General features: G+C 65.2%; 15 protein-coding genes. 6 read left to right on the top strand and 9 right to left on the bottom strand.

Annotation, left to right across the window (positions count from 1 at the left end; all coding sequences use genetic code 11):
• The first annotated feature begins 410 nt into the window (after positions 1 to 410).
• Entirely contained in the window at positions 411 to 1,454 is a 1,044-nt protein-coding gene (locus AB4Z00_RS20355) for a quinone-dependent dihydroorotate dehydrogenase (protein WP_442047016.1), read from the top strand.
• Positions 1,455 to 1,576: 122 nt separating this feature from the next.
• A complete protein-coding gene (locus AB4Z00_RS20350) occupies positions 1,577 to 3,382 on the top strand; it encodes an AMP-dependent synthetase/ligase (RefSeq protein ID WP_132269970.1) in 1,806 nt (601 codons plus the stop codon).
• Positions 3,383 to 3,447: 65 nt separating this feature from the next.
• Here AB4Z00_RS20350 and AB4Z00_RS20345 read toward each other — a convergent pair whose 3' ends face one another.
• The 9 genes from AB4Z00_RS20345 to AB4Z00_RS20305 form a co-directional block, all read right to left on the bottom strand.
• Positions 3,448 to 4,557, bottom strand: a complete 1,110-nt coding sequence (locus AB4Z00_RS20345) for a calcium:proton antiporter (protein ID WP_132269972.1) — start codon at positions 4,555 to 4,557, stop codon at positions 3,448 to 3,450.
• 56 nt (positions 4,558 to 4,613) lie between these two features.
• The gene (locus tag AB4Z00_RS20340) at positions 4,614 to 5,813 is read right to left on the bottom strand and encodes a serine hydrolase domain-containing protein (protein ID WP_442047015.1); all 1,200 of its coding nucleotides are present in this window, start codon (positions 5,811 to 5,813) and stop codon (positions 4,614 to 4,616) included.
• 59 nt (positions 5,814 to 5,872) lie between these two features.
• Positions 5,873 to 6,685 (bottom strand): TauD/TfdA dioxygenase family protein, encoded by an 813-nt coding sequence (locus AB4Z00_RS20335; protein WP_442047014.1) that lies wholly within the window; start codon positions 6,683 to 6,685, stop codon positions 5,873 to 5,875.
• Between the two features lie 89 nt (positions 6,686 to 6,774).
• On the bottom strand, positions 6,775 to 7,872 hold the full coding sequence (locus AB4Z00_RS20330; RefSeq protein WP_442047013.1) for an acetamidase/formamidase family protein: 1,098 nt from the start codon (positions 7,870 to 7,872) through the stop codon (positions 6,775 to 6,777).
• A gap of 44 nt (positions 7,873 to 7,916) precedes the next feature.
• The gene (ygiD, locus tag AB4Z00_RS20325; RefSeq protein WP_442047012.1) at positions 7,917 to 8,699 is read right to left on the bottom strand and encodes a 4,5-DOPA dioxygenase extradiol; all 783 of its coding nucleotides are present in this window, start codon (positions 8,697 to 8,699) and stop codon (positions 7,917 to 7,919) included.
• Positions 8,700 to 8,825: 126 nt separating this feature from the next.
• On the bottom strand, positions 8,826 to 9,311 hold the full coding sequence (locus tag AB4Z00_RS20320) for a VOC family protein (protein ID WP_132269979.1): 486 nt from the start codon (positions 9,309 to 9,311) through the stop codon (positions 8,826 to 8,828).
• Positions 9,312 to 9,538: 227 nt separating this feature from the next.
• A complete protein-coding gene (locus tag AB4Z00_RS20315) occupies positions 9,539 to 10,753 on the bottom strand; it encodes an aromatic ring-hydroxylating oxygenase subunit alpha (RefSeq protein WP_132269981.1) in 1,215 nt (404 codons plus the stop codon).
• Positions 10,754 to 10,877: 124 nt separating this feature from the next.
• Positions 10,878 to 12,134 carry an MFS transporter gene (locus AB4Z00_RS20310; protein ID WP_442047011.1) on the bottom strand — a complete coding sequence of 419 codons (1,257 nt, stop codon included), beginning with the start codon at positions 12,132 to 12,134 and terminating at the stop codon, positions 10,878 to 10,880.
• A 221-nt stretch (positions 12,135 to 12,355) separates the two neighbouring features.
• Positions 12,356 to 14,743 (bottom strand): TonB-dependent receptor, encoded by a 2,388-nt coding sequence (locus AB4Z00_RS20305; RefSeq protein WP_442047010.1) that lies wholly within the window; start codon positions 14,741 to 14,743, stop codon positions 12,356 to 12,358.
• Positions 14,744 to 15,164: 421 nt separating this feature from the next.
• Here AB4Z00_RS20305 and AB4Z00_RS20300 point away from each other — a divergent pair, with 421 nt between their 5' ends.
• From AB4Z00_RS20300 to AB4Z00_RS20285, 4 genes are all read left to right on the top strand, one after another.
• Positions 15,165 to 15,605 (top strand): RrF2 family transcriptional regulator, encoded by a 441-nt coding sequence (locus tag AB4Z00_RS20300; protein ID WP_132269984.1) that lies wholly within the window; start codon positions 15,165 to 15,167, stop codon positions 15,603 to 15,605.
• Positions 15,606 to 15,874: 269 nt separating this feature from the next.
• Complete coding sequence (locus AB4Z00_RS20295; RefSeq protein ID WP_132269986.1) at positions 15,875 to 16,075, top strand: YezD family protein; 201 nt, start codon at positions 15,875 to 15,877, stop codon at positions 16,073 to 16,075.
• Positions 16,076 to 16,266: 191 nt separating this feature from the next.
• A complete protein-coding gene (locus AB4Z00_RS20290) occupies positions 16,267 to 18,732 on the top strand; it encodes a TonB-dependent receptor (RefSeq protein WP_442047081.1) in 2,466 nt (821 codons plus the stop codon).
• Between the two features lie 34 nt (positions 18,733 to 18,766).
• Positions 18,767 to 19,549 (top strand): sulfite exporter TauE/SafE family protein, encoded by a 783-nt coding sequence (locus AB4Z00_RS20285; RefSeq protein ID WP_132269988.1) that lies wholly within the window; start codon positions 18,767 to 18,769, stop codon positions 19,547 to 19,549.
• The last annotated feature ends 479 nt before the right edge of the window (positions 19,550 to 20,028 follow it).

The raw sequence follows: 20,028 nt of genomic DNA, 5'->3' as shown, positions 1-20,028 counted from the left end.
CTTTCACGTCTCTGCGGTTAAAGTGGATCAAATCTTTCCGATTTGTGCCACCTAGTGCAGGACCCCTCCGGTTTCAATGGAGTTTCGCACAGGATTTGTGCGACAAAAGCGATCGGGCTGTTGCAAATTTCTCGCTTTTGGAGAGAGTTCGCGCCGGCGAATGGGGGAATCCAAAGAAAAAAGGCGGTCCCCGATCAGGATCGGGAACCGCCGTAAGGTAATAAAGAACTCGTGCGCATCCCGCTACGAGCCCTTCGGGTCGCAACTCTCCTGTATGCCGGGCCCTCGGCGATTTATTGTATAATTGCGACATGCGTGCTCTGGCGGTGACGCCGGAAAACCGATTTTGCGAACGTCACGCAGGATAAGAAGCATTTGAGCAACAGCGCCGAGCCGTTTATGCGGCACCCGTGCTTTACTCCCTGATCAGACCCGCCCTGTTCCGTCTCGACGCCGAATCGGCGCATGGCCTTGCGCTCAAGGCGCTGAAAATGGCGGGCAAGACTCGTGCGCCGGCATTCCCCGCCTCGCTCTCCACGCAAGTCGCGGGAATCGCTTTCCCCAACCCCGTTGGCATGGYGGCCGGCTTCGACAAGGACGGCGAAGTGCCTGACGCGCTGCTGGGCCTGGGCTTCGGTTTCGCGGAAGTCGGCTCGATCACGCCGCTGCCGCAGGCGGGCAATCCCAAGCCGCGCCTGTTCCGCCTGGTGGAGGACCGCGCGGTGATCAACCGCATGGGCTTCAACAACCGCGGCGCGCAAGTGGCGCTGGAAGGCCTGACGGCGCGCCGGGATCGTCCCGGCGTCGTCGGCATCAACATCGGCGCCAACAAGGACGCGACCGACCGCATCGCCGACTATGCGACGATGGCCCGACTCATGGCGCCGCTGGCGACATATCTGGCCGTGAACATCTCCAGCCCGAACACGCCCGGCCTGCGCGCGCTCCAGGACGAATCGGCGCTGACCGGGCTGCTCGATGCCGTGCTCGAAGCCCGCGGCGAGGTCTGCGGCGAGGACGGCCCGCCGGTCTTCCTCAAAGTCGCGCCGGACCTCGAACCGGCCGATATCGACGCGATTGCCCGCATCGCCGTCGACAAGCGCCTGGGCGCGCTGATCGTCTCCAACACCACGATTTCGCGGCCGACCCTGCACTCGCCCCACCGCGGCGAGACGGGGGGGCTTTCGGGCGCGCCGCTGCGCGATCTGGCCCAGCAGCGCCTGCGGGACTTCCGCAAGGCCACGGGCGGCGCCGTGCCGCTGGTCGGCGTGGGTGGCATCGCCACGGCGGAAGACGCCTGGGCCCGCATTCGCGCGGGCGCCAGCCTGGTGCAGGTCTACAGCGCCATGGTCTATGAGGGACCGGGCATGGCCAGGGCGCTCTGCAAAGGGCTGGAGGCGCTGATGAAGCGCGACGGCTTCGCCACGATCGCGGATGCCGTCGGGTCCGAATAGCGTCAAAAGCCACCTATATGAGTGCAAGTACGGATGCGGCTCTGCTTGTCGCAACCACTCCACGCGCCTAGACGTTGAACGGAACGGACAATTCCGCGTGAATAGAGAGGACGGGGCTCGGCATGGATCTTGGTGACTTCGACAAGTGCACCAACCTGGTATCGCTGTTCCTCAAGCGAGCAGACCGATTGGGCGATTCGCCCATGCTCTGGTCCAAGCAGGACGGCCGATGGCTGTCCACGAGCTGGGCCGAGGTGGCGCGCCGCGTCTCGCTGATGGCTGCCTCGCTCCGGCGCATGGGCTTGCAGGCCGGAGACCGCGTGCTGATCGTGTCGGAAAATCGGCCCGAATGGTGCATCGCGGACCTGGCCGTGATGGCGGCGGGCTGCGTCACCGTGCCGGCCTACACCACCAACACCACGCGCGATCACATTCATATACTGGAGAATTCCGGCGCGCGCGCGGCGATCGTCTCCACGGCCAAGCTGGGCAAGGCGCTGCTTCCGGCTATCGTCCAGACGGACTTGTGCCGCCATGTCATCGGCATGGAAGCACTGCCGCAGATGCAGGGCGGCGCCTACGAGGTCCATGACTGGGCGGGCCTGCTCGAAGGCGACGCCCTTCGCGCGCGCGCCGAAATCGACAGCCGGGTGGCCGACTTCCGCCGCCGCGACCTTGCCTGCATCATCTATACCAGCGGCACCGGCGGGGCGCCGCGCGGGGTGCGCCAGCACCACGGCATGATCTTGACCAACGTCGCCGGATGCGCGCAGATCATCTTCGACGATTTCGGCTGCGACGAAGGCGAGATATTCCTCTCGTTCCTCCCGCTCAGCCATGCCTACGAACATACTGGCGGCCAGTACCTGCCGATCGCCATGGGCGGGCAGATCTACTATTCCGAGGGTCTCGACAAACTGGCCTCCAATATCGAGGAAGTGCGCCCGACGATCATGGTCGTCGTCCCGCGCCTCTTCGAAGTGCTGCGCACGCGCATCATGAAGCAGATCGAGAAGCAGGGCGCCGTTCCCGCGCGCCTGATGGAAATGGCACTGGGCATTGCCGGGCGCGAGCAGGCCGGCCGTCGGCGCCTGCTGGACTATCCGCTCGACATGGTGATCGAACGGACGCTGCGGCCCAAGGTGCGCGCCAAGTTCGGCGGCCGCATCAAGGCCCTGGTTTCGGGCGGCGCGCCGCTCAATCCCGAGATCGGCGCCTTCTTCGACGCGATGGGGCTGACGCTGCTGCAGGGCTATGGCCAGACCGAGGCCGGGCCGGTGATCAGCTGCAACCGTCCCGCCGCCGGGATCAAGCACGACACCGTCGGGCCGCCGCTTCGCAATGTCGAAGTGCGGATTGCCGAGGACGGCGAGATCCTCGTGCGCGGCGAACTGGTGATGCAGGGGTACTGGCAGAACGCTGCCGCCACCGATGCCGTGCTCCGGGACGGCTGGCTCCATACCGGCGACATCGGCCATATCGACAGCCGCGGGCGGATCATGATCACCGACCGCAAAAAGGATATGATCGTCAACGACAAGGGCGACAACGTCTCTCCGCAGAAGGTGGAGTCGATGCTGACGCTGCAGCCCGAGATCGCGCAGGCCATGGTCCACGGCGACCGCCGCCCCTACATCGTCGGCCTGATCGTGCCCGATGCCGACTGGGCGCTGGAATGGGCCAAGGCCAACGGCGAGAAATTCGACTTCAAGGCGCTGCAGGGTCTCCCGGCGTTCCGGGCGGAGATCCGCGCGGCGATAGACCGCGTCAACACCGACCTTTCGGTGATCGAGAAGGTCCGCCAGTTCACGTTCGCGGACGAACCCTTCGGGATCGAGAACGAGGAAATGACCCCCAGCCTCAAGATCCGCCGCCACAAGCTCAAAGAGCGTTATGGCGAGCGGATGGATGCGCTCTACCGCAACTGAGGCCGCAAACCGGGGTTAGGCGCCGGGTGGCCCTTTACGCCACCTGCCGCCTGGCAGAACCATCGTCACGGCACCAGCGTGGTGAAGAGGTAGGTCGAGAAGATCACCAGATGGACCATGCCCTGGACGAGCGTGGTCCGCCCGGTGCTCAGCGTCATCGTCGCCACCAGCAGCGTCAGGCCGAGCAGGGCGATCGACTTGAACGAGAGGCCCAGTTCAAGGTCCAGCCCCATGGCCATGGAGGCGATGGCGACGGCGGGGATCGTCAGGCCGATGGTGGCCAGCGCGGAGCCGATCGCGAGATTGAGGCTGGTCTGCACCCGGTTTGCCCGCGCCGCCGACAGCGCGGCGAGGCTCTCCGGTGCCAGCACCAGCGCGGCGATGATGATGCCGACCATGGCATGCGGCGCGCCCATGGCGGCAACGCCCGCCTCGATCGAGGGCGAGAGCGCCTTGGCCAGCAGGACCACGGGTATCAGCGCCACCGGCAGCATGACGCCCGCGGCGATGGCCTTGACCGCCGGAACCTTCTCATGCGTGCCGTCGCTCTCCTCGGGATAGAGGAAATGGTCCCGGTGACGGATGGTCTGGGCCACGACGAACGTCGCATAGAGGATCAGCGAATCCGCGGCGACGAAGATCAGCTGGTTGGCGTTGTAGAAGGGCCCGGCCTCGCTCGTGGTGTAGTTCGGCATCACCAGCGTCAGCACCGAAAGCGTCGCCAGGATCGCCAACCCGTGATTGACGCCCGATTGCGTATAGCCCTGTTCGTGATGACGCCCCCCGCCCAGCAGCAGGCAGACGCCGACGATGCCGTTGATCGTGATCATCACGGCGGCAAAAACCGTGTCGCGCGCCAGGGTCTGGGTGCCGTTGCCGTCGCTCAGCATGATCGAGACGATCAGCGAGGTTTCGATCACGGTGACGGCGAAGGCCAGGATCAGCGTGCCGAACGGCTCGCCCACGCGGTGCGCGATCACTTCGGCATGGTAGACCGCCGACATGATCGCTCCGCCGAGCACCAGCGCCAGCACGACCGCCATCGGGATGCCCGAAGGCTTGCCCAGCGCGATGGCGGCGATGGCGATCAGGGGGACGGCGATGGCCCAGGGCGAAAGGCCGAAACAGGGGAATGTCGCGGGTTTCGCGGCGGCGGCTGGGGACGTGTCGCTCATGTCCGGCACTATAGGCGAATTCGGCCCGAGGGCCAGTTTCGCCGCAAGATGGCCGGCTAGCGCTGCACGACTGCCAGTGTCGCCCGGTCCAGCGCCTCGCGCAGCTTCCAGGTCCGCGCCTCGAATGCGCCGGGGGTGAGTTCGTTGGTCATGAGAACGGCCACCACGGCGTGCGCAGGGTCCACGAAGAAGTAGGTATTGGCCGAGCCCGACCAGCTTCCGGCGCCGACCGGCAGCCCGCCCCGGGCCTCGGTCCCGGCATCGCCGATGGCCAGCCCCAGGCCGAAGCCCGCATCGAGATGCGCTCCGCCACCGGTGCGCAGGCGCGGGGTGAACATGGCGTCGACAGTTTCCGGCCTCAGCAGGCGCCGGCCCCGCCAGGTGCCGCGGTTGGCCAGCATCTCCGCGAAATGGCGATAGTCCTCCAGCGTTCCCGCCAAGGCGCCTCCGCCGTCGCGCAATCGAGCAGGGTCGCGGTATTCCGAGGTTTCCTGGCGGTCCACCGGCCTCAGGCCCTCGGCACTGGCGACATAGCCGGTGACAAGGCGCGGGGCCTGCGCGTCGCTCACCACGAACGTGGTGTCCTTCATCTCCAGAGGGCCGAAGATCTGCGACTGGAGGTAGGCATCGAGACTCTCGCCCGACACGCGCTCGATCACCGCGCCGAGCACCGTAGTTGAAAATCCGTAGCTGAAGCGCTCTCCCGGCTGGTGGAGCAGCGGCGCCTTGCCGAGGCGGGCGATCAACTGATCCAGCGTGGCGGCGGGCGGAACCTGCGGCCCGGCACTGGCCACCGCCGTGGTGCGGCTGACGCCGTTTTCGCGGTACCAGCGCTGGACCGGCGTATCGCCCATGAACTCATAGGTCAGGCCCGAGCGGTGGAGCAGCAGGTCCTCGATCGTGACCGGGCGGGCCGCGGCCACGGTTTCGGCCGGGCTGTTGCCGCTTCCGTCCCAGACCCGCAGGTGCGCCATTGCCGGGAGGTACTTGCCGATAGGGTCGGTCAGCGCGAGCTTGCCTCTTTCGGCAAGCATCAGGATGCCGGCGGAGGTGATCGGCTTCGACATCGAATAGAGCCGGAAGATCGCGTCGCGGGCGATCGGTGTGCCGGTCTCGATGTCGGCATGCCCGATGGCGATTTCCACCAGCGGCGTGCCATGCTGCTCGATCAGCACCAGCGCCTGCGGCAATTCTCCCGCCGCGACCATGGCGCCGAGTTCGCCTTTCAGCGTTTCCGCCGGAGAATCGGCCAGCATCGGCGCTGTGCAGCTCAGCGCCGATGCGGCGAGCAGCAGGCGCAGGCCGGCGCGAAGGGTCAGAATGGCCGGTCGCCGGCCACCGTCACGCGGAAGCCGGAGCGGACTTCGGGGAAGTAGTCCCACACCGCGAAGTGCTGCGTGCAGCGGTTGTCCCAGAAGGCCACCGAGTTCTTCCGCCAGCGGAAGCGGACGTGGAAATTGGCGTCCTTGACGTGCTCGAACAGGAAATCGAGCACGGCCTTGCTCTCGGTGCCCGACAGTTCGTTGATCTTCGTGGTGTAGGAGGAGTTCACGAAGAGCAGCTTGCGGCCCGTCACCGGATGGGTGCGGATCACCGGGTGCGAATTGCAGGGGTAGGTCCTGGTCGAATCCGGGAAGATCGCCTTGTAGACGGGATTGGCGTCGTGAACGGCGGTCAGCGGATCGAGGAAGGCCTTCATCGCCGGGGACAGCGCGTCGTAAGCGGCGTACATGCTGGCGAACAGGGTGTCGCCGCCGTCCTCGGGCAGGGTGTGGATATGGAGGATCGAGCCCATCGGCGGCTCGGCGTCGGCCGAAAGGTCCGAATGCCAGTTCTCGCCCGCGACGAACTTCGAATTCTCGTCGGCATGGATGGCCACGACTTCGGGATGATCGGGAAGCCCGGCGACGCCGGAATGGATCGCCAGTTGGCCGAAGGCGCGGCCAAGGGCCTTGTGGGCTTCGTGATCGATGTCCTGATCGCGGAAGAACACCACCTGGTGCTTCATCAGCGCATCGTGAATCTCCGTGAAGGCCTGGTTGCCGAGCGGCTGGCGCAAATCGATCCCGAAGATTTCCGCGCCGATGCGCTTGGTCATGGGGCGGACGTCGATCAGTTCATAACCCATTGTCGGGCTCCGGTTGTCTTCAAGGGCACGCACCGGATGCGGAGTGAGGGCTCTCGCATCCGGTGCGTTTCGGTGTTTTGTCTCGGGCCCTATTCGGGGTCTCTAACGCTGCCCTTCTCGGGGAAGATGCGGCGTTCGATGCGGCAGTGAATGCCCTGGGTGCCGTCCACCACCTGAGTCACGCCGAAGTCGGCAGCGACGCTCATCAGCGAATAGCCGTCGTTGCGGGAGAGGCCCTGGTGCTCGGTGAGGAGGTGGAGCATGTCGATCGAGGCCGACTTCATCGCCTTGTCGAGGTTCTCGCCGAAGCCGTGAACGATCCAGCAATCCGGCGTTTCCAGCAGCGGCGAGGGGAACGAGAAGTCCTTGCGCAGCACGATCTGGAACAGCACGTCGAGCGAGGCTTCGATGGCCGTGCCGCTGATCTCGCCGTCGCCCTGGCTGATATGGGGGTCGCCGATCGAGAACAGGCCGCCCTTGACCTGCACCGGGTAGTACATCGTCGCGCCCGCACCGATGCGCCAGTTGTCGATATTGCCGCCGTGAAGGCCGGGGGGAATCGTGCTCACCGCCTCGTTGACCGCCGGCGCGACACCCGCCGTGCCCAGGTGCGGGCGGGCCGGGATGGTGATGCCGGGCAGCGCGGCCGAACGGTCGCATTCCGGGCAATGGGTGATGCGGCCGGGGACCACGTATTTCTCGTCCACGTCATAGGCGTAGAGCGCGCTGGCGGTATTGGCGTTGGGGTCGATCTTGTAGATCGTGACGCGCTCGGTCTCGCCGAATTCCTGGTAGAGATGGCCCCAGTTGGCCGCGAGGTTCGAGCCGTAGTTGAAGCGCGGGCGCATCGCCATGTAGCGCACTTCCAGCATGTCGCCGGGCTCCGCGCCCTCGACGAAGATCGGGCCGGTCATGATGTGGCAGCCCGGCGCGCGGGTGGCGGGGTCGATCTCGGTGAAGATGCGGCGGATGTCGTCGTCGAACATCAGTTCCGGATCGTCGCCGGCATGGTGCGTGACGGCCTGCGCCTGGATCAGGTCGCCGCTTTTCACATTGAGCGCCGGTTTGATCTCAGGCGAGAAGTAGCCCCAGTGCACCGTTTCCGGCGTGGCCCGAAGATGGTGCAGGGCCGACGGCTGGAGCGCGGTCTCCCTTGCTGGCTCGGGCTTTAGGCTGATCAGTGCCATCGGAACTCCTGTTGGGAAGGAAAGAGGTCAGGGCGCTTGCGGCTTTACGCGGCGCCGATCCGCACGCTCGTCATGCTGAGCGACTTGTGCTGGATGAAATCGGGCTCGAAAGTTGCCGCTTCGTCCTCATGGCGGGCGCCCAGAACGTAGAGCAGCGGCAGGAAATGGTCGGAACTGGGCACCGAGAGCCGGGCGGCATCGCCCAGCGCCGCGTAGTCGATCACGGTCTGCGGATCGTCCGAGGCGATGGCCTTGCACATCGCGGCGTTGAACTGCTCGGCCCAGGGGTAAGGGTCGGCGGCGGGGTTGGCCCAGTCCATGGCGGGCAGGTTGTGGACGATATTGCCGGTGCCCATGATCAGCACGCCTTCGTCGCGCAGCGGGCGCAGCATGCGGCCGACCAGCCAGTGCTCGGCCGCGCTCTTGCCAAGGTCCATGCCGAGCTGGATCACCGGCACGTCCGCCTCGGGATAGGCATGGACGAGCACTGACCAGGTGCCGTGGTCCAGGCCCCAGTTGGCATCCAGGTTCACCGGCATGGGGCTGAGCAGTTCGCGCACGCGTTCGGCCAGCTCCGGATCGCCGGGGGCGGGGTATTGCACGTCGAACAGGGCCTGCGGGAAAGCGCCGAAGTCATGGATCGTGCGCGGCTGGACCATGGCGGTGACAGCGGTGCCGCGCGTCTGCCAATGGGCCGAGATGCACAGGATCGCTCGCGGCTTGCCGATGCTGCTCGCGATCTGGTTCCAGGTGCGGGTGACGGCGCTCTTTTCCAGCGCCACCATCGGGCTGCCATGTCCGAAGAAAACGATGGGAAGGCGGCTCATTGTACGTCTGGCTCCCGGTACTGGTTGGGGGTTGGTGTCTATGCTCGCAGGCTATGGAGAAGGGGGCCGGGCGGTCTTGCGGCGGCGCGCACAAGAACTTGTCGCGCCGCCGGGGAAGCCCGTTTCCTATTCGCGCGTGTAGTCCCCGGGGATCTGCGGATTCTCGCCCGCCTTGCCCCAGAGCAGGATCTCGTTGCCCCAGGGGTCGGCGAAGGCGTGGTTGTAGCCGTTGAACTCTTTCCAGTAGTGATTGCGCCAGAGCACCTTGCCGCCCAGCTTCTCGGCGGTTTCGAGGATGCGCTCGGGGCTGTCGTCGTCGCCGATCAGCACCCAGATGCGCGCCTTGCGGCCCTCGGTGGACAGTGTGCGTGGTTCCACGCCTTCGGGATTCGGGTGTGGGCGGGCATTGTTCGCATCGAACACGCCGAGGTGGAGATTGCCGATCTGGCTGTCGCTGCCGTCCTTGTTCTGGAAGAAGCCGCCGGGGACCATGCGGTGATAGATGCCGTGGGGGCGCGCGTCGTTCTCCCAGCCGAAGACTTCGGCGTAGAACTCTCCGGCCCTGGCCGGATCGTCAGTGGCGAAATCGACGAAGATGAGGGTGTTGGTCATAGCGGCTCCTTGTGTTTGAAAATCCGCCGAAGGTGGATTTTGGGCGGCACCGGCCCGCGTGGGCCGGTGCCGCCGCTGGCTCGCAAGGGGTAACGGGTGTCCGAACCGGCGCTCGCCATCCCGCGCACGAATCGTTGATTCCTCGCGCCGCTCAAGAAAAGGCGGCGCCCGGTACGAGACCGGACGCCGCAGACCGTCGGGAATGGGTGACGGTAAAACTCTGTGTATCAGGCGCGCAGGCGGGTGATCGGCGCGGGCAGGGGGTTCTGCGGCCCGCGGCGACGGTCCCATTCGCGGCGGTAGCGTTCGACCAGCCAGACGTTGAGCAGCCGCTGGGCGCCCTCCTGCCAGGAATAGCGGCCGCGCGGCGCGAACTTGGAGCGCAGGCCCTGCTGGACCAGTTCGTCGACATGGAAATCCTGGCTGACGATCTCTTCGACAGCCGTGTCGTTCATCTTCATCTTCAGTTCGAACAGCGGATCGTCCATCGCCTCGGGCACCATCAGCGTGCCGATGGTCAGCGCGTGCGACTGGGCCGAGCGCGGGTCCATGATGAGGTAGAGCACGGTATCGTTGAGCACGACCAGCGAGAGGCTGGGCGGCAGGTTCACGAACAGGAGGCGGTTCTGCTCTTCCTCGGTGAGTTTCGGAAACACCGGGAAGATCGCCTTCTGCGTGGCATTGAAGGCAGCGTTCTTGTGAAGCGTGCCGTTGAGCCGGTAGTAGCCCGCCGAATTCTCGGGCACCTCGGGAAACGAGGCCAGCCCGCTCGGGATGAAGTCGTGCAGCGGCCCCGCGTGCAGGCGGCTGGCGTGGTAGCCGTCGTTGTTGTTCTCCAGCATGACCTTCCAGTTCCACGGAAACACGGTGGCCTCCTCGGGACGGGGACCGCGCAGGCTGGCGAAATCGTAGTTGGCGACGACGGCCTCCAGGCCGGCCAGGCGGGGGGTGAGCGGTTCCGCCGCGGGATCGAGGTTGATGAACACGAAGCCATGCCAGATCTCGTGGCGGATCTCGGGCAGGCTCGCCGCTTTCCGGTCGAAATTGCAGGTCCGGTTCATCGCCGGGGCGCCCACCAGCGTGCCGTCCAGGTCATAGGTCCAGTGGTGATAGGGGCACACGAAGGCACGCGCATTGCCGTGCCCTTCCGCCACCAGCATGGCGCGGTGCTGGCAGACCGCCGAGAGCGCTTTCACGCTGCCGTCGCGGGTCTTGGTGACGATGATCGGTTCTTCGGCGCGGGTCACCGTGAAGAAGTCGCCAGGCTGCTCCAGCCATTCGGCGCGGCCGACGCAGAGCCATTCGTGCTCGAACAGCGCGGCCTTTTCGAAGTGGTGGAATTCCTCGTCGGTATAGCAGGCCGGAGGCAGCGTGTCGGCCTCGAGCGTGTTCTTGATGGAGCTGCCGAGGCTGTCGAAGAACGGGTCGTTGAGTAGAGTCATTCCTGCCTGATCCCCATGTCGGTGAGACCGGGGAGAACGCCCTGCGTCCTCCCGCTACCCGGCCAGACTAGCGGGCCTGCGCAGTCCATGCTTTGCACTGGGCGCAGGGACTTTTGGCAGGCGCCTATTCGGCCGGAAGCAGCGCGCCGTCGGCGATGTCGGGCTCGGCCGCGGCGGGCAGGCGCACCGGTGCGCGCAGGAACAGCACGGCGACGATCGTGGCGGCCGCCAGCAGCAGGGCGAAGATCAGGATGGCAAGGCCGTAGCCGCCCGTCACGTCGGCGATGCGTCCGGCGCCGATCGGGCCGAGCACGGCGAATGTCGTGGCGGTGGTGGCCATGGCCGTCATGTCCCCCGCGATGCCGGCGCCGAAATAGCGCAGCAGCAGGATATGGGCGGAAAGCCAGGCCATGCCCCAGCCCAGCCCGAACAGCGCGGCGGCGGCAGTGGCCACCAGCACCAGCGAGGCGGACCAGAGCAGCGCCATGGCCAGGGCCTGAAGCGCGAGCCCGGCAATGAGGATGCGGCGCGGATCGACGCGTTCGCACAAGGCGCCGGTCACGCCCTTGGCGCCGGTTCCGGCGAAGGCGAGCAGACTCATGGCGATCGCGCCGGGCGCCGCGCCCTCGCCGAGGTTGGCGACATGGGCCACCAGGATCGAGTGGGCCGAAGTGACGGCGGTCTGCACCACTGTCATGATCAGCGCCAGGATCAGGAAGCTGGGGCTCGTCAGGGCCTGGCGCACGGTCCAGGCGCTCCGCTCGGTGGGAGCGTCCTGTTCGTGGCCCGCGCCCTTCACTTGTTCCACGCTCTCCACTTTCACGGCGTCGCGGATGCAGACCAGGCAGATCAGGCCGAGCGCCAGCGCGCTCACGGCCATGACCAGCCAGTGGAGGCGCCAGTCCCCGGTCATGCCGACGATGGCGCCCACGATCAGCGGCCCGGCGATCCCGCCGGCCGCGCCGCTCATGAAGTAGAAGCCGATCATCCGCGCCGAGGTGCGGGGGAACCATGTCGCCAGCAGATAGACGGCGGGGGAGGGGGCGATCAGCGAGAAGCCCACGCCCATCAGCGTGGTGGCCACGAAGAAGAGGGCGAGATGCTCGATCTGGGAGGCGATGAAGAACCCGGCCGCCAGCACCAGGCAGCCCGCGAACATCGTCAGCCGCGTGCCGATGGATTTCATCAGCAATGGCGGCAGAGGGCTCGCGAGGCCGCAAGCAAGGCCCAGCAGCGAGAAGCTGAGGCCGGCGGCCGCCTTCGACCAGCCGAGCTGCGCGACCATCGTGTAGAGGACGTAGCCCAGCGAGGTGAACGTCGTCGCCGTCACGAAGAAGAACCCCAGAGAGGCGGCGAAAAGGACGAGGGCACTGCGCGGCATTGCTACTCCTGCGGGCTTCGTCCGGACGGAATCGCGGACTGACACGCGGTGCAGGCTCTCATGCTGCGGCTGCACACTCTTGATGACGGGCGCCTAGATAGTTGATCGAAGCGCCGGGACAAGGCCCGCGGCGGGGAAGTGGCCGGCATGTCCGGAAACGGGAAGGGCGCGGAGACCGAAGTCGCCGCGCCCTCCTGCTTTCCGGCGAACGCCGGAAGGGATCAGAACTTGTAGCCGACCGAAAGGATCACCTGGCGCGGCGGAATGTACGTGTCCATCACCTGGGCGCTGCCATAGGGGTCGGAGAACCGCGAGTTGATGCCGTTCCTGTCGAACAGGTTGATCACCCGCAGGGTCACGTTGGTATTGGTGCCCTTCGGCTCGTACTTCAGCATGGCATTGACCTGGGTGTAGGAAGGCGTGAGGTCCACGTCGCCTTCGTTGAACAGGCGGTACTGGTACTTGCCCCGGTAGATCAGCTGGGCGCGGGCGGTCAGCTCGCCCGGGCCGACCTTGCCGTTCCAGGTCGCCGCCACATTGCCCTGCCAGCGCGGCAGCTTGGGAATGCGGTTGCCCTTGATGTCCTCGCGCGCGGCGTCGCGCGCCAGGGTGGCGGCGTAGAAGTTGGTCCAGAACAGGTAGTCGGGATAGCCCGCCGCATTCTGGGCATTCGCGGCATTGGTCGGATCGAGCGCAAGGTAGTGCGAGGTGAACTCGCCTTCCAGCCACGACAGCGACGCGTCGAAGCGCAGGCCCTCGGTGGGGATGTAGGAGCCTTCGAGTTCCAGGCCGTAGACCCGCGCCTTGGGGGCGTTGCTGATGCCTTCGCCGTAGAGGATCGGGTCTTCCTCTAGGAACTGCATGTTCTTGTAATTATACAGGAAGGCAGAGCCGTTGAGCTGGAGCGTATCGCCCAGGAAGCGGTTCTTGGTGCCGATTTCGAAGGAATCGACGGTCTCCTGCTTGTAGGTCGGCAGGATCGAGTAGCTGCCTCCGGTGGAGGCTGCCGAGTTGATGCCGCCCGGCTTGAAGCCGCGCGTCCAGCTTGCATAGACCATGTTGCTGGGCGTGATCTGGTAGTCGAGCGCGACTTTGCCGGTCCAGGCGTCGCCCTTGCGGCCGCCGGTCGAGCTGGGCTGGAGGTAGGCGCCCGAGGTCTGGCCGGACGTGCCGCCGGACATCGAATCGTATGTGCCGGTGGCCTTGTCGTGGTTGTAGCGCACGCCGGCCGTCAGCTTGAGCTGGCTGGTGAGGTTGTAGGTGCCCTGCGCGAAGACGGCATAGAGGTCGCGCTTGATCGTCGACAGCTCGGCATAGGTCAGGTTGGCGACGAGCGGGTCGTTCCAGGCGGTGTCGGTGGGCAGGGCTTCCTGCAGGAAGTTGTCGTCGTCGCTGCGGTATTCGTTGACGTACTGGTCGTTCGACGAATGGAGGTAGACGCCGCCGAGTACCCAGCTGAACGGGCCGGTGCCGTTGGAGGTCAGGTTGATCTCCTGGCTCCAGCTCTTGGTATCCGATTCCCAGAGCGGCACATGGTCGTAAGCGACGCCGGTGAAGCTGACCGGGTTGTAGGTCTGGGCATAGAACAGCGCCGTGTCGAGGCCGTCCGCATCCCAGGCCTGCTCGGAGTGGAGCTTCTGGTAGCCGGTGATCGACTTGATCGTGGCGAAGGGCGTCTCCCACTTGACGACGCCGGTGTAGAGCTGGGTCTTGACCACCGAGCGGCCGGGATAGTCCTGCGTCAGTTCGCGCGGATCCGGGTTGGGATCCAGGATGTTCTTCTGCGCGGGGCCGTTGGTGTTGCTGGTGAACTGGACGGTGTTCAGCACGATCGAGAAGTTGGAGGCCGGCTGCCACTTGGCGCCGAGCCGCCAGCCGGTTTCGTCCTGATCGTCGAGGTCGTACTTGCGGGTGCCCGGCACTTCGGTGGCATGGGCATAGCCGTCGTGTTTGGTGAACTGGAAGGCGCCGCGCACCGCCAGGCTATCGGAAAGCGGCACGTTCAGCGCGGCCGAGCCTTCCATGTAGTTGTAGTTGCCGTAGCCGGCGTTCACATTGCCGCTGATGGCGTCCGTGCTCGGCTCGATCGAGACGACATTGATGGTGCCGCCGGTCGAACCCTGACCGAACAGCGTGCCTTGCGGCCCGCGCAGCACTTCCACCTGGGCCACGTCGATGAAGGCGGCGCTCGCGGCGATCGAGTTGAAGATATAGACGCCGTCGATGTGGTAGGACACGCCGGGCTGGGTGTTGGTGTTCTCCGGCGTTTCCGAACCCACGCCGCGAATGGTGATGATGCGCTCTCCGCCGCCGCTCTTGGCGACGACCAGGCCCGGCACGGTGCCGTTGAGCCCGGTGATGTCGTTGATGTTCGCGGCCTTCAGCGTCTCGGCCGTGATCGCGCTGACGGAAAGCGGGGCCTGCTGCAGGCTGACGTCCCGGCGTTCGGCAGTGACGACGATGTCGGTAAGGCCTTCCGCCGGCACGGCGGCTGCCACCGCGGCGGCGGCGGCATCGGCTTCTTCCGCATGGGCGCTGGCCGAGGCGAAGGCCAGGAGGGAGACGCTCGAGGCGAGCGCGTAGGCAAATCGAGACGTGCTTATCATCATGGTAGCTCCCCGAACAAAGTCAGACCGATTCCCGGGTGTGCGGCTCGTTTGTGGTTTTGACCGCTTGTGGGAAAATCTGTCGCGAGGAGCGGATCGGGTCTTGTGCATTTGCGAATAAGTACTTGATCGGTGACCCCTGCCGCGAAGGGCAGGGCTGATGGAAATCGCCGATATTCGGAAGATTATCGGTGCGGGCTACGCCATGTGGGGCTGCCTCTATCCTTTTGCACCGCAAAATGCGGGGACTACGGGGCGCCCGGGTCAAGCCGCAAAGGCCAGGCCGACAACTGCGCCTCCGCGCGCGTCCCGCCGCGGCCTGCGTCGACCGGCCCGATGCTTGTCAACCGAAGCGACTGACAATCTGTGAAATGCGGCCTCAACGGCCTTGCCATCGCCACGAAGGGTGCGGCATGACGGAGGCGTGCTTTCGCAGAAAACCCGCTATGCCATCCGCGCCATGCAGCATCTTGCCGACAACTACGGGCAGGGTCCGATCCAGCTCGCGCAGATCGCGGAAGCACAGAACATTCCCGCCAAGTTCCTCACCACGATCCTGTCCGAACTGAGCCGTTTCGGGATCGTCGATTCCCAGCGCGGCAAGGATGGCGGCTATCGGCTGGCGGTGTCCCCGATCGACATCACTTATGGCGACCTTATCCGCCTGATGCGTGGCTCCCTGGCGCTGGTGCCCTGCGCCAGCCGCTTTGCGCACGAGAAGTGCAAGAACTGCCTGGAAGAGGGCGATTGTCGTACGCGCGCCCTGATGCTGGAAGTGCGCGACCGGACCGCCGAACTGCTTGACGGAGTAAGACTTTCGGATCGCATCGATCCCGTCCCCGCCCAGGTCGACGATCAGGACTGATTGCAGACGCGACGCATAGCCGGGCGCTTTCTTCGGCCAACTCCCTCATTTTCAATGGCAATCGGCGAACGAAAAGTCAGCCGTGCCCGTTAAGTCCCCCGAAATTGCCATATCCGTCGAAGGGCAATGCCAGACATCGCTTCGGCGTAAATAGTTTTTGCTTGGGCGCGAAAACGAGAAACTTTCGGCTAGGTGTATTGTCTACTTATTCAGTTGAGAATAGAGAGGGGCAGCGGCGGGGAAGAGCCGCGCTCAGAGGAAGATACGCAATGTCTCAACCGTTATCGGACAACCAGCGATCGGGACGGCACCTCTCCAGGGATTCCGGGAATGACGATCCCAAGGCGGCACCGCTCGAAGTGGTCGCCGATGCCCTGGACCAGATGCGCTACGGCGTCATCCAACTGACAGTCCACGATGGCAAGCTGGTGCAGCTCGACATCACCGAGCGGCGGCGCTTCGCTTCATAAGCGCGCGCTGCCCCGGCAGTTACCGACCCGGCAATCGCTGACCGGGGAAATCAATTTCCTGCCAACCAGACCGGACAACCGGATGTGAGGCCCTTCGAAAAAACAAGGGGGATCTCATGAGAAAGACCATTCGCGGGCCGCTGCCGGCCCCGCTTCCGCTCGCATGCCTGACGTTCACGCTCGCCCCGTTGATGCTGGCCGCCACGCCCGCGCTGGCCGGCGAGACCGCACCCGGCGCGGCTCCTGCCGTGGCTACTGCAGATGCCGCTGCAGGTTCCTCTGCAGATTCCGCCGCCGAGCAGGAATCGCCGACCTCCGTCGGCACCGGCGCGCATGACCGGGGCAACGAAATCTTCGTGACGGCGCGCCGCCGCCAGGAATCCAGCCAGGAAGTGCCGCTGGCGATCTCGGTGGTGGGGGGAGAGCACATTGATTCCACCGGCTCGTTCAACGTCGGCCGCCTCCAGCAGCTGACGCCGACCCTGCAGTTCTATTCCTCCAATCCGCGCAACACCGCCGTGAACATTCGCGGCTTGGGCGTGCCGTTCGGCCTGACCAACGACGGGATCGAGCAGGGCGTCGGTATCTACATCGACGATGTCTACAATTCGCGCGTCGCCTCGGCCACGTTCGACTTCCTGGACGTTGCCCAGATCGAGGTGCTGCGCGGCCCGCAGGGCACGCTCTATGGCAAGAACACCACGGCCGGCGCCATCAACATCACCACCAACCAGCCGACCTTCGATTTCGAAGGCAAGGCGGAAGTGTCGATCGGCAATTACAACTTCAAGCAGGCCAAGGCCGCCATTTCCGGCCCGCTGACCGACAAGCTGGCGGCGCGCCTGGCGATATCCTCGACCGACCGGCGCGGCACGATCCGCAACGTCACCACTGACCAGTGGATCCAGAGTCAGGACAACCTCGGCCTGCGCGGCCAGCTTCTCTGGCAGCCCACTGCCGATCTGGCGATCACGCTTGCCGGCGATTACAGCACCCAGGACGCCAATTGCTGCGGCTCCGTCTATGTTCGCACCGGCCTCACGCAGCGCGCGCTGAACCGTCAATATGCCGCACTCGCCGCCGCGCAGGGCTATGTGCCGCCCAGCACCAACCCCTTCGACCGGCGCACCGATCTCGACACGCCGCTCCAGGCCAAGAACAAGATCGGCGGCGCTTCGCTGCGCGTGAAGTGGGATCTGGGCGCGGGTCAGCTGACCTCGATCACCGCCTGGCGGTTCTGGGACTGGGATCCTTCGAACGACCGCGACTTCACCGGCCTGCCGATCGTCGCCCTCTCGCAGAACCCCTCGCAGCAGGACCAGTATACGCAGGAGCTGCGCTACAACTACAGCAGCGACAAGATCGACTTCGTGGTCGGCGCCTTCGGCTTCTACCAGCGGATCGATACGCAGGGCACCGAAGCGCAGGGCGCCGCGGCCAGCCGCTGGAGCATCGCGCCATCGAATGCGCTTTCCAACGACCCCTCCGTGCTGAACGGCCTCGTCGCCTACAATACGCAGTATCTCAAGAACACCAGCGCCGCGCTGTTCGGTCAGCTCAGCTGGCATCTCACGCCCGAACTCACCCTGCAGCCGGGCGTACGGCTGAACTACGACAAGAAGGAAGGCTACTACCAGCGCCGCGTGTTCGACGGCCAGGGCAACGAACTGCTGCTGGGCCAGGCGTCCTATACGGCACGCCAGACCGCGCAGCTGGCGATCTACACCCCGCAGGAAATCTCGCCCGAGTTCAGCGACTGGAACTTCAGCTACGATTTCAACGCCAGCTACAAGATCACGCCGGACATCCTGTTCTATGCGACATATGCCAAGAGCTTCAAATCGGGCGGCATCAACCAGAACGGCGTGCCGGTAGACGCCCAGAACAACCCGATCCTGGCCTCCGCCACGGTGAAGCCCGAATCGGTCCACAACTACGAGGCCGGTATCAAGACCCAGTTCTGGGACCGCCGGGCGACCTTCAACCTGTCGATCTTCCGCACCGACATCGGCAATTATCAGGCCAATGTCAGCAACGGCCAGTACGGCGTGCTCCGCGGCTACCTCGCCAATGCCCAGAAGGTACGTTCGCAGGGCGTGGAATGGGACTTCTCGGTCCGTCCGAGCGAGCGCTTCAATGCCTACGTCAACGGCGCCTATACCGACGCCACTTACCGCAAGTTCACGGACGCACCCTGCCCGCCGGAGCTTTCGGGCGGCACCACCGCAACCTCGGCCCAGACCCCCGGCGCGCCCGGCGTTCCCGGTGCGCTCAGCCCGGCCAACTGCAACATCTCCGGCCAGCGCCTGCCCGGCGTGTCGAAGTGGTCGTTCTCGTTCGGCGCAGAGGTCAACAACCCCGCCACCCTGCTCGGCAAGGAGGGTGAGGTCTACTTCGGATATGACGGCAGCTACCGATCGAACTTCTCGTCCAATCCGTCGCCTTCGGCCTATACCTGGGTGGACGGCTATAGCCTTTCGAACTTCCGGCTGGGCTTCCGGGCCGAGAGCGGATTTGACATCTACGGCTGGGTACGCAACGCCTTCGACGAGAACTACTTCGACCAGCTCTTCGTCGGCCCGGGCAACACCGGCCTGATTGCCGGCCTTCCCGGAGATCCGCGCACCTGGGGCATGACCGTTCGGTACAGCTTCTGATCCCCGCAACCCACGGAACAGGGAGGACCACCTCATGTTCGATCTCGGCCTAAGCATAGGGGACCTCGTGCCCTTCATCATCGTCGGATTTGCAGCGCAAGTCATCGACGGTGCCCTGGGCATGGCCTTCGGCGTCATTTCGCAGACGATGCTGGTCAGCGTCCTCGGCATGGCGCCGGCAGCGGCCTCGGCCAGCACCCATCTCGTGGAGATCTTCACGACGGGTGCCTCGGGCGCGAGCCATATTGTCCATCGCAACGTCGACTGGGGCCTGTTCAGGCGGCTGGTCCCCTTCGGCGTGGTGGGCGGCATCCTTGGCGCCTACCTGCTCTCCAACATCGATGCCTCGGTCGCCCGGCCCTATATCATGCTCTATCTGACCGGCATCGGCTTCTACCTGCTGATCAAGGCGATCCGCATGTCGAAGCCCCGTTTCGAGGATCCCCGCATGACCCGGCCGCTGGCCGTGGCCGGCGGGTTCCTCGATGCGGCGGGCGGCGGCGGCTGGGGGCCGGTGGTCACTTCCAACCTGCTGGTGCAGGGCGGAGACCCGGTCAAAGTGATCGGCACGGTGAACACGGCCGAATTCCTGCTCGCGCTGACGATCTCGATCTCGTTCATCGCCACGCTCGGTTTCGGCGCCTTCAGCGCGGCGACGGTGGGGATGATCATCGGCGGCGTCGTGGCGGCTCCGTTCGGCGCCTATCTCGCCAAGCGCGTGCCGCCCCGCGTACTGCTCTTTGCCGTGTCGTTCGTTCTCATCGCAACGAGCCTCTTCAGCATAGCGAAGGCGTGGCACCTGATCCCCGGCCTCTGAAACGGCCGGGATGACACGCCCGGACTCGGGGCATGCGGCGCGGATTTTGGGGGCGGGACGGAGGGATCCGCTGCCCGCCCCCAACCGCGCTGAAAAAAGAGGCCGGAATTCCTTGGCCGCGAAACCCGCAGAGACCCGCGAGTTTTGGAAAATATGTCGTTTTTTTGAAATTAGTGTTTGACCGAATCACGGGGTGCTTTTAGAGGGCCTCTCACCGCAGCGGACCACACGGTCTTGCAGCGGTCGCCAACAGAGACGGACAGCTTGTTCCCCCATCGCAAGAAAGCGGGGAGCGCTAGTTGTCCGGCTTTACTGTTCGGCGGGTCTCGAGAGGGACCGGTTCTTTGACATTGTAGGTTTTAGATGAAGGGACATGTGGGCGACGGCGCCTGCTCCCGGGGCTTCAGGGCTCGGGGTGGCAGTAGATAGTCGTTACCTTTACATGTCCTTACGTAACCATACGTTTAGATATGTGCAGG

It is taken from the genome of Novosphingobium sp. YAF33 (assembly GCF_052113265.1).
GTDB lineage: Bacteria > Pseudomonadota > Alphaproteobacteria > Sphingomonadales > Sphingomonadaceae > Novosphingobium.
This window is presented reverse-complemented; position numbering and strand designations above follow the sequence as displayed.

What these genes read in the sequence shown, in the direction of transcription:
- AB4Z00_RS20350 (WP_132269970.1), top strand. Translation starts at nt 1,577, where the DNA reads ATGGATCTTGGTGACTTCGACAAGTGCACCAACCTGGTATCGCTGTTC.
- AB4Z00_RS20345 (WP_132269972.1), bottom strand. Translation starts at nt 4,557, where the DNA reads ATGAGCGACACGTCCCCAGCCGCCGCCGCGAAACCCGCGACATTCCCC.
- AB4Z00_RS20340 (WP_442047015.1), bottom strand. Translation starts at nt 5,813, where the DNA reads ATGCTGGCCGATTCTCCGGCGGAAACGCTGAAAGGCGAACTCGGCGCC.
- AB4Z00_RS20335 (WP_442047014.1), bottom strand. Translation starts at nt 6,685, where the DNA reads ATGGGTTATGAACTGATCGACGTCCGCCCCATGACCAAGCGCATCGGC.
- AB4Z00_RS20330 (WP_442047013.1), bottom strand. Translation starts at nt 7,872, where the DNA reads ATGGCACTGATCAGCCTAAAGCCCGAGCCAGCAAGGGAGACCGCGCTC.
- ygiD (WP_442047012.1), bottom strand. Translation starts at nt 8,699, where the DNA reads ATGAGCCGCCTTCCCATCGTTTTCTTCGGACATGGCAGCCCGATGGTG.
- AB4Z00_RS20320 (WP_132269979.1), bottom strand. Translation starts at nt 9,311, where the DNA reads ATGACCAACACCCTCATCTTCGTCGATTTCGCCACTGACGATCCGGCC.
- AB4Z00_RS20315 (WP_132269981.1), bottom strand. Translation starts at nt 10,753, where the DNA reads ATGACTCTACTCAACGACCCGTTCTTCGACAGCCTCGGCAGCTCCATC.
- AB4Z00_RS20310 (WP_442047011.1), bottom strand. Translation starts at nt 12,134, where the DNA reads ATGCCGCGCAGTGCCCTCGTCCTTTTCGCCGCCTCTCTGGGGTTCTTC.
- AB4Z00_RS20305 (WP_442047010.1), bottom strand. Translation starts at nt 14,743, where the DNA reads ATGATGATAAGCACGTCTCGATTTGCCTACGCGCTCGCCTCGAGCGTC.
- AB4Z00_RS20295 (WP_132269986.1), top strand. Translation starts at nt 15,875, where the DNA reads ATGTCTCAACCGTTATCGGACAACCAGCGATCGGGACGGCACCTCTCC.
- AB4Z00_RS20290 (WP_442047081.1), top strand. Translation starts at nt 16,267, where the DNA reads ATGCTGGCCGCCACGCCCGCGCTGGCCGGCGAGACCGCACCCGGCGCG.
- AB4Z00_RS20285 (WP_132269988.1), top strand. Translation starts at nt 18,767, where the DNA reads ATGTTCGATCTCGGCCTAAGCATAGGGGACCTCGTGCCCTTCATCATC.